The organism is Phenylobacterium sp. (genome assembly GCF_004297125.1).
GTDB lineage: Bacteria > Pseudomonadota > Alphaproteobacteria > Caulobacterales > Caulobacteraceae > Phenylobacterium.
The window spans coordinates 84,098-96,299 of record NZ_SCVD01000028.1 but is presented as its reverse complement, the minus strand read 5'-3'; the positions used below and the strand labels follow the sequence as shown (position 1 = coordinate 96,299).

Below are 12,202 nucleotides of genomic sequence, written 5' to 3'. Positions count from 1 at the left end.
CCGAGGGCGCGGCCGGCTTCGGCCCCAGATCGTCCTTGCGGGCGATCTAACGGTATTGCTGCAGGCGCGTCGTCCGCAGGCCGGCCATCCCGTGGCGCTCGATCGAGCGCTGCCAGGACAGGAACTCGTCGTTGGTCAACGAGTAGCGTTCCAGGGCCTCCTCCAGCGTGATCAGCCCACCGCGGACGGCGGCGACCACCTCGGCCTTGCGGCGGATCACCCAGCGACCGGTGTTCGGCGGCGGCAGATCGTTCTTGGTCAGGGGCGCGCCCGTCGGGCCAATCACATAGGATTCGCCGCGGCTATTCGTGCGCGTCTGTTGTTGTTGAAGCATGGGCTTTCTAGCGCCTCACCATCACTGTTCGACGTGAAGCATACCCAACGGCTCCTAACAGCCGCTGAATCGCCTTAGTAAAGAAACGCCTAACCATGGGCTCCCCCGTGTACCATTTTAATACAGTTGAGTTCAGGCAGAAGTTTCTCACGCAGTTAACGGTCAGTACTATCGCTTGATGTTGATAAGTTCTTCTAGCATCTGGTCGGCCGTAGTGATGATCTTTGAGGAAGCCGAGTAGGCTTTCTGGGTCTGGATCAGGCCGGTGAACTCTGCCGACAAGTCGACAGTCGAAGCTTCCAGGCTGGAGGGCGAAATAAGACCCGCGCCGCCGGTGCCGGCGTTCTTGAGCACCATTTCCCCGGCGTCGATGGTCGGCCGGTAGGAGTTGCCGCTCGCCTGGGCCAGGCCGTCCGCGTTCGGGAAGGTGGCGATCGCGATCTTGGCGACCTTGCGGGTTTGGTTGTTGTCGTAGATCGCCGAGACGATCCCGTCCTCGTCCACCTCGATGGCCACCACGTTGCCGGCGCCGGCGCCGTCCTGGCTGATCTGGCCGACGTTGCTGGGCTCGTCGAACTGGCTGACCTTGGTGAGATCGAGCGTGATCGGCTGCGCGGGCAGCCCCAGCGTGGCCGCCCAGTTCACGGTCAGGGCCAGCGCATCGGGCGCGACGCCGCCGACGGTGTTGATCGTGCCGTCGGTGTTGAAGGTGACGGGGATCGGGGCGGCGGGCGTGATCGACGCGGCATCGGCGGCGGGCACCGTCGTCGGCGTCATGGTCCAGTTGTTGACCGAGGTCTGGGTGAAGGACAGGCGTAGGGTGTGCCGCCCGCCCGCCGCATCCACGATGTTGACGTCGATCGGGTCCGGCGCGGTGGGGTTCACCTTGTCGAGGTTGGCGGTAATCCCGACCTTCCCGGTCGGCGAGACGGCGGCGCCCAGGTTCTTGACGTTGATCGAGTCCATCGCCGTCAGGTCGGACGGCGGCGTCACGAAGCTGCCGTCGGACTGGACCGGCCAACCCTGAAGGAAGAGCCCGGAGTCGTTGCGCAGGAAGCCCGCGGGATCGACGCTGAACGAGCCCTGGCGGGTGAACGAGCGCGTGTCGGACGCGGTGAGCCCGGCGCCCTTGTTCGTCACGACGAAGAAGCCGTCGCCCGAGATAGCCAGGTCGGTCGCCGAGCCCGACGATTGGATCAGGCCCTGGGTGCTGACGAACTGGCGGGTGATGCCCTGGACGCCGCCGGCCGAGTATCGGCCCTTCACCGCCTGTGCGGTGACGACGTTGGCGAAATTCACCTGGTTGCGCTTGTAGGCCACCGTGTTGACGTTCGCGATGTTGTCCGAGATCGCCGCCAGGGCGGACGAGTTGGCGACCAACCCGGAAACGCCGGCGAGCAGTGCTGAATTGATGGACATGACTTGGTTCCGTTCTCCTGAAGCGGGTTTCGCGTGCTGCGTGGGTCCGGCCGTCTAGGCCGCCGCTGGAGACGACGTTTTGTCGTCCGAGTTGTCGGTTGAACCGGTGTCCGTGGCCGCCGTGGCGGTCTCCTCGGATTCTTCCGGCTGGCGGATGCTGACGAGCTTGTCCCAGGGGACCTGCGCGCCCTTGATGGTGAGGTAGGTCATGCCGTCCTGCTGTTCGACGCCGGTGACCTTGCCGTCGATGTAGACGTTGGAGGTGACAGCGCTGCCTTCGCTGTCCTTGGCCGTGACCTTGAGGCTGTAGGTTCCGTCCGGCAGGTCGCTGCCGCCGGTGCCCTTGCCGTCCCAGGTCAGCGTGTGCTCGCCGGCCGCGTTGTCGGTGGGGGCGATGGTGCGGACCACGCGGCCCTTGGAGTCGAGGATCTCGAGTTTCACATCCGTGGCGGCGCGATCGAGGCTGTAGCCCCACTCCGCCTTGCCGCCCTTCAGCGCCGCCACGTCGGAGTCGGCGCGGACCTCCTTGCCGATCAGGCTGACGGCGGTGGCCACGCCCGTGCCGGTGTTCGACACCAGCTTCTCGAGCAGGTCGTTGGTCAGGAGCTGCTGCTCCACGCCCGTCATCTGCACCAGCTGCTGGGTGAACTGGGTCGAGTCCATCGGCGACAGCGGGTCCTGGTTCTTCAACTGCGTGGTGAGCAGCGTCAGGAAGGTGTCGAAGTTCTCGGCCAGGCGGGCGCGGCCCGTGCCGCTGGCCGCGGCTGTATTGGTGACGGCGTCGACGGCCATGGTCGTTAGATCCTCACGTCGAGGCCGGCGTTCACACCCCGGCGCAGGCGCAGAGCGCCCTGGTTGGCGGCGTCGGCCGCATCGCCGGCGGTGTCGAGCGCCGCGCGGAACGCCTGGCCTCGGAAGGCGCGGCTCGCGTCGCTCTCGTTCTGCCAGGCTTGGTTCTGCTGTTGCGGCTGGCCGCGGTCGTCCGCGACGTCGAAGCTGATGCCGCCCGATATGTCGAAGCCGGCCTGCTCCAGCGCGCGCTGCAGCTCGGCGGCGCGGGCCTTCACGTCGGCGGCCGCCTGCGGATTGTCGAAGGTCATGCCCGCGGTGATCCGGCCCTGGGCGCCGATCTCGATGTGGACGTCCACCTTGCCCAGCCCATGCGGATCGAGCTGGACGTCAAAGTGGGTGGACTTGCCTTCCAGCTTCTTGACGATCTGGGCGGCGAGATGGGCCACCGTCTCCGGGCCGCCGCGGGCTCCCTGCATCGTGGCGGCGGCCGGTGAGGCGGCCTGCGAGGCGGCGCGGGTCTCGCCCTGCATCATCGCGTCAGGCGATTCCGAGGCGGTCGTCGTCTCGTCCGGCTTGGCCTCGGCGGCCTCGATGGTGGTCGACGCGTCCTTGCCTGCGGCCTGGGCGGCGGCTTGCGCAGCCTTGCCATGGACGGGCTTGTCGACAGCCTCCAGGGGCTTGAGGTCGTCGGACCCTGCGGCCTTTGCGTCGGTCGGAGCCTTGGCCCGCTCGGACCTCGCGGCGCGGCCGTTCGGCGCGGGCGCCGGTGCGGCGTCGGCGCGGGGCGTGAGGCTCGCGGCCATGGCGGTCGTCTCGACGGGCGGCGCCTCCGCGGGCGCCTCGACCGGGGCCTCGACGGCGGCGGCCGGCGCCAGGTCGGGCTGGACGTCGGGCGCCGGGGCCGCGGCGGCCGGCGGCGTGGCGGCGGGGGGCGGGGTCACCGAAGCGGAACTGGCGTTGCGGGCCGGCGGCGCGGCTTGCGAAGCTTGCGGGTGGGCGGGGGCTTCCGGGACCTTGGCGTCGACGGCCGGGGTCCCGTTGTCCGTCGCATTCGCCGCGAGCTCGGCCTGTTCGGCCTTCTCGGCGAGGTGGGCGTTGGGATTGGCGTGCAGGATGGCCGGCGCGGCGGGCGCGCCCTTGGTCTTCTCGCGGCCGAACGCGTGGGGTGCGGTGGCGGTGGCGTCCTGGGCGGCGGTGTTCTTGGTCGTGGTGACGGGCGTCTCGACCGTGGCTGGCTGGGCCGCCACCAGACTTGCCGCAAGCGCCGCCGCCGTGTCGCCGGTGGTGGGCGCGCCGGTGGCCGGCCCGTCGATCGCGGCGTCGGGTTCCACGTCGGCATCGTCCTTGACGCCTTCGGGCGCCGCATCCGCCTTCACGGGTGCGCCGGCAATAGCGGCGGCCGCGGCCGGCTGACCGGGGACCGGGGCCGCGGCGGTGGGGTCGGCTTGCGGGAACAGGGCCGCGAGCAACGCCTCGAAGCCGGCGAGCGGCCCGGCGCCGGCCGCATGGGCGGAGGCGCCGCCGCCCGGCTGGGCGGTGGGAGCGATCGAGGCGATGTTGAGCGCGGACGCGGTCATGGGATGGGGTGACTGGCTTCGATGTGAGGGAAGGCGCGTCCTGCGCCGGGCTCATTCGGATCCCTCCTGAGCAACCCCCGGGCCAGTTTGCCAGTGCGTTGTTTTAATGGAAAAAGTCCGGATATCGCTCTCGGTCTCCAACGATGCCGCGGATGAATTTGCCGGGCCGTCGGCGCGCGGATGGGGCGTTCCCTGCCGCCTTACCAAAACCCTAACCTTGGCCGTGCAGACTGCCGTTGGGCTTCCACCGTCCGAACTGGCGCCGGACTTGCGCCTCCATTCTTGAACTCATCGGGTCCTGAGAGGGCCAAATGTTGAAACTGTTGAAGAATTTCCGGCCTGACGCGAGCGCGTTCACCAATGCCCCGGCAGAATCCGCCGGGTCATGCGTCAGCCTTTGCCGGGCGGAGCCTTAATCGATGTCGCTAACGGCCACACTCCGAACCGCGTCGTCCGGCCTCAACGCTGCGCAGGCCTCGCTGCGCGCGGTCTCGGACAACATCGCCAACGTCAACACGCCCGGCTACGTGCGAAAGACGGTCAACCAGAGTTCCCTGGTGGTCGACGGCGCCGGCATGGGCGTCAAGGTCGACGGCGTTAAGCGCATCACCGACCAGTACCTGCAGATGGCCTCGCTGACCGCGGCGTCGGACGCCGAGCGCTGGGGCGCTGTCTCGCAGTACCTGGACAACGCCCAGAGCCTGTTCGGCGACCCCGGCGCCGACGGCTTCTTCTTCAATCGCCTGGACAAGATCTTCGCCGCCTTCGCCACCGCCGCCGACGACCCGTCCTCGACCCTCCTGCGCAGCCAGGCGCTGTCGAACGTCGAGGACTTCCTGAGCGAAGCCGACCGGATCAACGGCCAGATCGTCGCCCTCGGAGATACGGTCGAGACGCAGATCACGGCCGACGTCGACCGGGCCAACAGCCTGCTGGAGGAGATCAGCAAGCTGAACGCCGATATCAGGCGCGCGAGCGTCGTGGGGGCCGACGCCTCGGGCTCGGAGAACATCCAGAGCCAGCTGCTCGACGAACTGGCCGGCCTTATGAGCGTGCGCGTGTCCCCGCGTGCGGGGGGCGGCGTGGACGTGCGCTCAGCCGAGGGGATCCTGCTCGCCGGCGACGATCCCGCCAAGCTCGTCTACCAATCGACCGACACGACGCCGGGCTATATCACCGCCCAGATCGCCGGCAGCACGTCCACGCCGGCGATCAGCATAAATAGCGGCGAGCTCAAGGGCCTGCTCGAACTGCGCGACGTGGAGCTGCCCAAGATCTACGACCAGTTGGGCGAGTTCGTCAGCAAGGCCGTCGATCAGCTCAACGCCGCCAACAATGACGCCGCCGCCTATCCGGGGCCTGCGAGCATGGTGGGCCGCGACACCGGCCTGGACCTGACCACCGGCGTCACCGGCTTCACGGGTTCCTCGACGATCGCGATCGTCGATCCGCAAGGCCTGATGCAACGCAAGATCGACATCGACTTCACGGCCGGGACCATGTCGGTCAACGGTGCGGCGGGGACGCCGTTCACGCCCGCCACCTTCCTGACCAGCCTGAACACCGCCCTGGGCGGCGCCGGCAGCGCCACCTTCGCCAACGGTGCGCTGACCTTGAACGCCACCGGCGGCAACGGCCTGGCGATCGACGAGGGCACGTCGCAGAAGACCGGGCGCGGCTTCTCGCACTTCTTCGGTCTCAACGACCTCATCAAATCGACGGGCCAGACCAACTACGCCACGGGCCTGACGACCGCGAGCCCGCACGGCTTCACGCCCGGCGACCAGATCAGCCTGCAATTGTCCAGCACCGACGGCCGGCCGCTCAGCACCGTCACGGTGACCGTGCCGGCGGCGGCCAACATGAGTGACCTGCTGGCCTCGCTGAACAGTCCGGCGACCGGGGTGGGCGTCTACGGTTCGTTCGGCCTCGACGCCAGCGGCGTCCTCAGTTTCACGTCGGGCGCGGCGATCGACACCAAGGTCTCGATCCTGACCGACAACACCGAGCGCGGGGCGGGCGGGCCCTCGATCAGCCAGCTCTTCGGCCTGGGCGTCCAGGAACGTTCGACCCGCGCCGGCCGCTTCCAGGTGTCGACGATCTTCAATTCCGACCCCACCAAGATGGCGATGGGCAAGCTGGACACCAGCGCCGCCGTCGGCCAGGTGGCCGTCCGGCCGGGCGACGGCAAGGGCGCGCTGGACCTTTCGAACGCCGGAGAGATCAACACCCTGTTCCAGGCCGCGGGTTCGCTGGGCCAGGTGAACATGACGGTGTCGCGCTACGCGGCCGAGTTCGGCGGGGCCATCGGCCGGGGGGCCGCGTCCGCTGAGACCCGGAAGGCCAGCGCCGAGGCCGTCGCGGCCGAAGCCACCAACCGTCGCCAGTCCGTCGAAGGGGTCAACCTCGACGAGGAACTGGTGAACCTCACCACCTATCAACAAGCGTTCAACGCTTCCGCCCGCATGATCCAGGCCGTCGGCGAATTGTACGACGTCCTGCTCGGCATCGTCTGAGGTAAGCAACCATGGTCACGCGCGTCACCACCTCCGGGAACTACGCCAACGTCCTCACCAACCTGCTTGCCGCCCAGCGCAACCAGATGGAGGCGGGCGACAAGGTCGCCACGCGGAAGAACGGTCAGAACCTCAAGGACTACGCCAAGTCCTCGGAGCTGCTCACGGCCATGCGCTCGGTGCAGACGCGGCTGGGCGTGTTCGAGGAGCAGAACAAGATCCTCACCGACAAGCTGGATACGCAGAACACCGCCCTCACCCGGGTCGCCGACACCGCCCAGGCGGTCCGCCAGATCTTCTCGGAGGCGCTGGCCTCCGGTCGCGCCGACACCCTGGTGGAGGACGTGGAAGCGCAGCTGCGCAACGCGGTCGAGGGCATGAACGCACGCTACGGCGGAAAGTACCTGTTCGCCGGTGGCCAGGTGGACACCCGGCCCGTCACCGTCACGACGCTGTCGGACCTCACGGCCGGCCCGCCGATCGCCAGCTTCTTTAAGAACGACGACTTCAAGGTGACGGCCAAGCTGGACGAGGCGACCACGGTCACGACGGGCATCCTCTCGGACGATCTCGGCACGGACCTGCTCAACGCCTTCAAGACCTTCCAGACCTTCAACCAGGGCGGCTCGGGTCCCTTCACCGGCCAGCTCACGGCGGCGCAGCAGACCTTCCTGGAGGGTGAGCTCGCCAACTGGGACGCTGTCCGGGCCGACGTCACCAACGTCGCCGCCTATAACGGCGTGAACCAGAAGCGCCTCGAGACCGTCGCCGAGGACCTCCAGACCCGGCAGAACTCGCTGGCCGGCATGCTCGGCGATATCACCGACGCCGACATGGCCGAAGCCTCCGCCCAGCTCCAACAGGCGCAGCTCTCCGTGCAGTCGGCGGCCTACGTGTTCCAGGCGCTGCAGGAATCATCCCTCATCAATCTCCTGCGCTAGCCTCGAAAAGCCGCGGCCTAACCGCTACATAGGCCGGCATGAACGCTCCGGTCCTCGTTCCCGACCGCCTCGGCGACGGCCTCATCGAGGCCGCGCGCGACGCCGTGCGGCTGCCGATCGGGACCCGGATCGTGGCCGCGATGTCCGGCGGGGTGGACTCCACCGTTACCGCCGCCCTGCTGGCGCGGGCCGGCTACGACGTGGTCGGCGTGACCTTGCAGCTCTACGACCACGGCGCGGCGATCCAGAAAAAGGGCGCCTGCTGCGCCGGCCAGGACATCCACGACGCGCGCACGGCGGCCGACGCCATCGGCATCCCGCACTACGTCCTCGACTATGAGAGCCGCTTCAAGCAGCAGGTCATTGAGGAGTTCGCCGACAGCTACCTGCGCGGCGAGACGCCCATTCCCTGCATCCGCTGCAATCAGACAGTGAAGTTCCGCGACCTGCTGGACGTGGCCCGCGACCTGGGGGCCGAGGCCATGGCGACCGGCCACTACGTGCGCCGCGAGGTGGGCCCGGCTGGGCCCGAGCTGCACCGCGCGGCGGATCCGGCCCGGGACCAATCCTACTTTCTCTTCGCGACGACTTCGGAGCAGCTCGCCTACCTGCGCTTCCCATTGGGCGCCCTGCCGAAGCCGGCCGTGCGGGCGGCGGCGATGGAGCTGGGCCTGGCGGTGGCCGACAAGCCGGACAGCCAGGACATCTGCTTCGTGCCGGAGGGCCGCTACACCACGGTCATCGACCGCTTGCGCCCGCACGGCGCGGAGCCGGGCGACATCGTACATCAGGACGGCCGCGTGCTGGGCCGTCACGAGGGGGTGACCCGCTACACTATCGGCCAGCGCCGCGGGCTGAACGTGGCCGTGGGCGATCCGTTGTTCGTGGTGAAGATCGACGCCGACCGGCGCCAGGTGATCGTCGGGCCCCGCGAGGCGCTGCTGACCACGGCGCTGACGTTTGGGGAACGAAGCTGGGTCGGCGATGGCGCCTCCATCGAGGCGGCGTGCGACGCCGGCCGGCCGGTGTTGGCCCGCGTTCGCTCCACCCGCGAGCCGGTCCCGGGTAAGCTCGGCCTGGTCGACGGCCAGCCGGGCCTGGTGTTCGACGCGGCCGAGGAGGGCGTGGCGCCCGGCCAGGCCTGCGTGCTCTACGCGCCCGAGGCGCCGACCCGCGTGCTGGGCGGCGGCTTCATCCAGGGCACGGTCCGCAACGTCTGAGGGTGACGCTGCGGACGCTGGTTTTCAGCAACCCGTGAAATTATATCGAGCCCCATGACCCAAACCTCAGATCCCGTCGTCATCGCCAGCTATGCCCGCACGCCGATGGGCGGCTTCCAGGGCGTCCTGTCCGGCGCCAAGGCCACCGAGCTCGGCGCCGCGGCGGTCCGAGCCGCCGTCGAGCGCTCGGGCGCGCCAGGCGAGGTCATCGAGCAGATCATCATGGGCTGTGTCCTGCCCGCCGGCCTCGGCCAGGCGCCGGCGCGCCAGGCGGCCCTGGGCGCGGGGCTGCCCAAGTCGGTCGAGGCGACGACGGTCAACAAGATGTGCGGCTCGGGCATGCAGGCCGCCATCCTGGCGCACGACGCCCTGGCGGCCGGCTCGGTCGACGTGATCGTCGCAGGCGGCATGGAGAGCATGACCAACGCGCCCTACCTGATGACCAAGCACCGCGGCGGCGCGCGGATCGGCCACGACACCATGTACGATCACATGTACTTGGACGGCCTCGAGGACGCCTACGAACACGGCCGCCTGATGGGCTCGTTCGCCGAAGAGACCGCCAAGGCCTACCAGTTCACCCGCGAGGCGCAGGACGAGTACGCCATCGGCTCGCTGACCAAGGCGCGCAACGCCACCGAGACCGGGGCCTTCGCCCGTGAGATCGTCGCGGTCCAGGTCACCGACCGCAAGGGCACGGTCACGGTCGACAAGGACGAGCAGCCGCTGAAGGCCGACCCGGCCAAGATCCCGACGCTCAAGCCTGCCTTCGCCAAGGACGGGACGATCACCGCCGCCAACGCCAGCTCGATCAGCGACGGCGCGGCGGCCCTGGTGATGACCCGCGAGAGCGTGGCGCGGAAACTTGGGATGAAGATCGTGGCCCGGGTCGCCGGCCACGCGGCCCACGCCCACGAGCCCGGCCTGTTCACGACGGCCCCGGTCCCGGCGGTGCAGAAGGCGCTGAAGCGCGCGGGCTGGAGCGTGGACGACGTCGACCTGTTCGAGATCAACGAGGCCTTCGCGGTGGTCGCCATGATCGCCGAGCGCGACCTGGGGATCGACCGGGCCAAGCTCAACGTCAACGGCGGCGCCTGCGCCCTGGGCCATCCGATCGGGGCCTCAGGCGCGCGGATCCTGGCGACCCTGCTTTCCGCGCTGGAAGCGCGCGGTGGGAAGAAGGGCGTGGCCTCGCTGTGCATCGGCGGCGGGGAAGCCACCGCGATGGCGGTGGAGCTGGCCTGACGCAGCATGGATCCCCGGCTCGGCCTTCGCGGCTGCGCCGCTTCGTGGGCCGGGGATGACGCTGCTTACAAGGTCTTCGCCAGGGCCTCGCACTGGTCGGCGCAGATGCCCCAGCCCTCGTGGAAGCCCATCTGCTCGTGCTGGGCCTTCTTCTCGGCGGAGGGGTGGCCGCAACGGGCAAGATAGAGAGTCTTGCCGTCGGGCCGGGCCTCGAAGGTCAGCACGCAGGTCATCATCCCGCCGCCCTCGGCCGGAACCCAGCCCTCGGTGAAGGCGTCGGTGAAGACGATCTTCTCGTTGGGCACGACCTCGAGATAGACGCCCTGGTTCTCGAACTTCTCGCCGTCGGGGCCATACATCACGTTGTTGCTGGCGCCGCCCGGACGCAGGTCCATCTTGGTCACCTCCGCCCGCCAGGGCTTCGGGCAGAACCATTCGGGGAAGCGCTCCGGTGTCGTCCAGACCTTGAAGAGTTGCTCGGGCGTGGCGTCCATGAGGCGTGCCAGCACCAGCTCGTTGTCGTGGTTCGGGGCGATGTCGATCTTGGTAGCCATGTCCATTCTCCTCTGTTGGGCCTAGGACGGCGGAGCCGCCCGGGTCCCGACACGGCCCCGATCATTTTTTGGCGGTCATCGCCTCCATGTTGATCTTCATCCCGCCGGGCAGGGTGATGTCGCCGCCCTTCATGCCGGCGGGACAGGCGCCTTCCCACTTGGCGGTGAGGGTCATCTCGGTCGTCCCGTTGGCCTGGGCCATGGCGGCGCCGGTCGTCGTGCTGGTGGTCTTGACCGTGTAGGCGGAATTGAAGTCGCCGGTGACGGCGCCCTTGGAAACCACGTGGCCCATGTCGCCGCCCAGGTCGCACTCGCTCTCGAAGGCGTAGCCGCCGGGGGCGGCGGCGAAGCTGTTCTTCGAGCACATGTCCTTGCTGACCGCCTGGCCCCAGACGCTCATCTTGGCGTCGGTGTCCTCGTCGATGCAGATCTGCATCGCCTGGGTCGATCCGGAGGACGACACGGTGTGACTCCAAAGGCCGGGCTTGCGCTTGGGCATCGCGACGGGGCCGGCCGTGGCGCTGGCGTTTCCGCCGGAGGCCGAGGCTTCAGCCGCAGGCGACTTGTCTTCCTTCTTCGAGCAGGCCGCGAGGGCGAGGACGCCGACGCCCAGAACCGCAATGACACGCATCTTGATCTCTCCGAACACGTTCCCCAGCTTCCGAGCGTAACGGTCTGAGGAGCCCGATCAATGTCCGAACTGCGCGATACGGGCGAACGCTACGAGATGGACGAGCAGGGCCTGACCTCCTACGCCGACTACCGCAGGACGGACGAGCGGCTCTACATCGACTATGTCTTCAGCCCCGTACCCCTGCGCGGGACAGGCGCCTCCGGGCGGCTGATGCAGGCGGTGGCGGCGGACGCGCGGGCCAAGGACCTGAGGATCACCCCCATCTGCGGCTACGCCGCGGCCTGGCTGCGGCGGAGTTCCGAGTACCGCGACCTGGTGGGGTAGCGCGTCTGCGCGAGCGCGGACGTCAGTCGTTTCAAGACTTGCCAAGCTCCCACGCGTCTCACATAAGAGACGTATGGATGCAATAGTAGATGATTCCTCCGCCAAGCTGGCCCGCCGGATCCTGCTGGAGCGGGAGGCGAGGGGATGGTCGTTGGCGGAGTTGGCCGAGCAGTCGGGGGTCTCGAAGGCGGCGATCAGCAAGATCGAGCGGGCGGAGGTGAGCCCGACGGCGGTGGTGCTGGTGAGGCTCGCCGCTGCATTCGACCTCACGCTGGCCGGACTGTTGGTGCGCGCCGAGGGCGACGCCGGTCGGCTCGCGCGGGCGGCCGACCAGGCGGTGTGGCGCGACCCCGACACTGGCTATGTGCGCCGCCAGATCTACAGCCGACCCGACCATCCGCAGGAGTTGGTGCAGGTGGACCTGCCACCGGGCCGCCAGGTGGAGTTCCCGGCCTCGGCCTATGCGCGCATCCGCCAGGCGATCTGGGTCACCGCGGGCGAACTTGTGGTCCACGAGGGCGCCACGCGCCATGTGCTGCACGCCGGCGACTGCCTCGGTTTCGGCGACCCAGCCCCCGTCGTCATCGCCAACCAGAGCACCCTGCCGTGCTCGTACGTCGTCGCCCTCGTGAGGACCTGAAGACAT

At 68.8% G+C, this 12,202-nt stretch carries 12 protein-coding genes; 6 read left to right on the top strand and 6 right to left on the bottom strand.

The window, feature by feature from the left end:
* Window positions 1-46 precede the first annotated feature (46 nt).
* The 4 genes from sciP to EPO51_RS20515 form a co-directional block, all read right to left on the bottom strand.
* Entirely contained in the window at window positions 47-334 is a 288-nt protein-coding gene (gene sciP / locus EPO51_RS20530; RefSeq protein ID WP_293354069.1) for a CtrA inhibitor SciP, read from the bottom strand.
* 168 nt (window positions 335-502) lie between these two features.
* Complete coding sequence (locus EPO51_RS20525; protein WP_293354067.1) at window positions 503-1,753, bottom strand: flagellar hook protein FlgE; 1,251 nt, start codon at window positions 1,751-1,753, stop codon at window positions 503-505.
* A gap of 54 nt (window positions 1,754-1,807) precedes the next feature.
* Window positions 1,808-2,545: a flagellar hook assembly protein FlgD gene (locus EPO51_RS20520; protein ID WP_293354065.1), complete on the bottom strand. Its 738-nt coding sequence runs from the start codon at window positions 2,543-2,545 to the stop codon at window positions 1,808-1,810.
* A gap of 5 nt (window positions 2,546-2,550) precedes the next feature.
* Window positions 2,551-4,122, bottom strand: coding sequence for a flagellar hook-length control protein FliK (locus EPO51_RS20515; RefSeq protein WP_293354063.1), 1,572 nt, complete (start codon window positions 4,120-4,122; stop codon window positions 2,551-2,553).
* 419 nt (window positions 4,123-4,541) lie between these two features.
* Here EPO51_RS20515 and flgK point away from each other — a divergent pair, with 419 nt between their 5' ends.
* Genes flgK through EPO51_RS20495 form a run of 4 tightly spaced genes read left to right on the top strand, consistent with a single transcriptional unit; the run spans window position 4,542 to window position 10,044 of the window.
* Window positions 4,542-6,638: a flagellar hook-associated protein FlgK gene (gene flgK / locus EPO51_RS20510; RefSeq protein WP_293354061.1), complete on the top strand. Its 2,097-nt coding sequence runs from the start codon at window positions 4,542-4,544 to the stop codon at window positions 6,636-6,638.
* An 11-nt stretch (window positions 6,639-6,649) separates the two neighbouring features.
* Window positions 6,650-7,579, top strand: a complete 930-nt coding sequence (locus tag EPO51_RS20505; RefSeq protein WP_293354059.1) for a flagellin — start codon at window positions 6,650-6,652, stop codon at window positions 7,577-7,579.
* A 38-nt stretch (window positions 7,580-7,617) separates the two neighbouring features.
* Entirely contained in the window at window positions 7,618-8,799 is a 1,182-nt protein-coding gene (mnmA, locus tag EPO51_RS20500; RefSeq protein ID WP_293354057.1) for a tRNA 2-thiouridine(34) synthase MnmA, read from the top strand.
* Between the two features lie 54 nt (window positions 8,800-8,853).
* A complete protein-coding gene (locus EPO51_RS20495; RefSeq protein ID WP_293354055.1) occupies window positions 8,854-10,044 on the top strand; it encodes an acetyl-CoA C-acyltransferase in 1,191 nt (396 codons plus the stop codon).
* 65 nt (window positions 10,045-10,109) lie between these two features.
* Here EPO51_RS20495 and EPO51_RS20490 read toward each other — a convergent pair whose 3' ends face one another.
* Window positions 10,110-10,598, bottom strand: coding sequence for an SRPBCC family protein (locus EPO51_RS20490; protein WP_293354053.1), 489 nt, complete (start codon window positions 10,596-10,598; stop codon window positions 10,110-10,112).
* Window positions 10,599-10,659: 61 nt separating this feature from the next.
* Entirely contained in the window at window positions 10,660-11,229 is a 570-nt protein-coding gene (locus tag EPO51_RS20485; RefSeq protein WP_293354051.1) for a DUF3617 domain-containing protein, read from the bottom strand.
* Between the two features lie 60 nt (window positions 11,230-11,289).
* Here EPO51_RS20485 and EPO51_RS20480 point away from each other — a divergent pair, with 60 nt between their 5' ends.
* Together EPO51_RS20480 and EPO51_RS20475 are read left to right on the top strand one after the other, a co-directional pair.
* Complete coding sequence (locus EPO51_RS20480) at window positions 11,290-11,556, top strand: GNAT family N-acetyltransferase (protein ID WP_293354049.1); 267 nt, start codon at window positions 11,290-11,292, stop codon at window positions 11,554-11,556.
* 73 nt (window positions 11,557-11,629) lie between these two features.
* Window positions 11,630-12,196, top strand: a complete 567-nt coding sequence (locus tag EPO51_RS20475) for a helix-turn-helix domain-containing protein (RefSeq protein ID WP_293354047.1) — start codon at window positions 11,630-11,632, stop codon at window positions 12,194-12,196.
* Window positions 12,197-12,202: the final 6 nt, after the last annotated feature.

What these genes read in the sequence shown, in the direction of transcription:
- sciP (WP_293354069.1), bottom strand. Translation starts at nt 334, where the DNA reads ATGCTTCAACAACAACAGACGCGCACGAATAGCCGCGGCGAATCCTAT.
- EPO51_RS20525 (WP_293354067.1), bottom strand. Translation starts at nt 1,753, where the DNA reads ATGTCCATCAATTCAGCACTGCTCGCCGGCGTTTCCGGGTTGGTCGCC.
- EPO51_RS20520 (WP_293354065.1), bottom strand. Translation starts at nt 2,545, where the DNA reads ATGGCCGTCGACGCCGTCACCAATACAGCCGCGGCCAGCGGCACGGGC.
- EPO51_RS20515 (WP_293354063.1), bottom strand. Translation starts at nt 4,122, where the DNA reads ATGACCGCGTCCGCGCTCAACATCGCCTCGATCGCTCCCACCGCCCAG.
- flgK (WP_293354061.1), top strand. Translation starts at nt 4,542, where the DNA reads ATGTCGCTAACGGCCACACTCCGAACCGCGTCGTCCGGCCTCAACGCT.
- EPO51_RS20505 (WP_293354059.1), top strand. Translation starts at nt 6,650, where the DNA reads ATGGTCACGCGCGTCACCACCTCCGGGAACTACGCCAACGTCCTCACC.
- mnmA (WP_293354057.1), top strand. Translation starts at nt 7,618, where the DNA reads ATGAACGCTCCGGTCCTCGTTCCCGACCGCCTCGGCGACGGCCTCATC.
- EPO51_RS20495 (WP_293354055.1), top strand. Translation starts at nt 8,854, where the DNA reads ATGACCCAAACCTCAGATCCCGTCGTCATCGCCAGCTATGCCCGCACG.
- EPO51_RS20490 (WP_293354053.1), bottom strand. Translation starts at nt 10,598, where the DNA reads ATGGCTACCAAGATCGACATCGCCCCGAACCACGACAACGAGCTGGTG.
- EPO51_RS20485 (WP_293354051.1), bottom strand. Translation starts at nt 11,229, where the DNA reads ATGCGTGTCATTGCGGTTCTGGGCGTCGGCGTCCTCGCCCTCGCGGCC.
- EPO51_RS20480 (WP_293354049.1), top strand. Translation starts at nt 11,290, where the DNA reads ATGTCCGAACTGCGCGATACGGGCGAACGCTACGAGATGGACGAGCAG.
- EPO51_RS20475 (WP_293354047.1), top strand. Translation starts at nt 11,630, where the DNA reads ATGGATGCAATAGTAGATGATTCCTCCGCCAAGCTGGCCCGCCGGATC.